Below are 840 nucleotides of genomic sequence, written 5' to 3' on the forward strand. Positions count from 1 at the left end.
TGAAGTCGTAACAAGGTAGCCGTAGGGGAACCTGCGGCTGGATCACCTCCTTAAACGACACGCTGCGTGTTGGAATGAGTACCCACACAAATTGTCTGATCGGAATAGAGCGAGTGCTGCTTACTGAAACAGATCGGTAAGTGATTCAATCACTATTGATTGAAAGCAAAGCCGGGTTGTTAATCTGGTTGGTTGGAGCGTACCCCCTGTCCTTGTAAAGAGCGGGTGAGGTCGGCAGCCGACAGATACGTATTCCGGAAAGCAAAGCCGGGTCTGTAGCTCAGTTGGTTAGAGCGCACCCCTGATAAGGGTGAGGTCGGCAGTTCGAGTCTGCCCAGACCCACCAATTTTGTCCTGATGACGTCGTTGTCAAAACACTTACATACTTGATGTATGCTTCGTGTTTCTCCGCCTTGTCACAGAACAAAATCATGCAGTCAATAAAGTATGAAGTTATTTATACTCTTTTTTATTGATTGATTATTTGGGGCCATAGCTCAGCTGGGAGAGCGCCTGCCTTGCACGCAGGAGGTCAGGAGTTCGATCCTCCTTGGCTCCACCAATTAAGTTTTAATGGTTTCGGTGGTTTTGTGCACAAGAGCAACTGCCTTGTAGCCTATTCCAAGCCATACGCTGTAGCACTCTCATATAAGAAGCCAGTCAACAATATATCGCTTTCTTGTTAATTCAAGTCAAGGTGTTGTATTTCTGACTGTCTTTTAGACAGTACGCTCTTTAACAATGTAAATCATGCTGATGCCAAATCCAGCGTTGAACACCACGATTATCCACCAGGATGGATTGTGTGTCGTGACACGCTGGTCTACCACGGAATCGGTG

2 tRNA genes and 1 rRNA gene are annotated in these 840 nt (G+C 46.8%); all 3 read left to right on the forward strand.

The window, feature by feature from the left end:
* Positions 1-53, forward strand: a 16S ribosomal RNA gene (locus tag LMG33818_RS12890); the annotation flags it as partial.
* Between the two features lie 216 nt (positions 54-269).
* Positions 270-346, forward strand: a tRNA-Ile gene (locus tag LMG33818_RS12895).
* 140 nt (positions 347-486) lie between these two features.
* Positions 487-562, forward strand: a tRNA-Ala gene (locus LMG33818_RS12900).
* Positions 563-840 lie beyond the last annotated feature (278 nt).

Source organism: Cernens ardua (assembly GCF_051251085.1).
In the GTDB taxonomy this organism is placed as follows: domain Bacteria; phylum Pseudomonadota; class Gammaproteobacteria; order Pseudomonadales; family Halomonadaceae; genus Cernens; species Cernens ardua.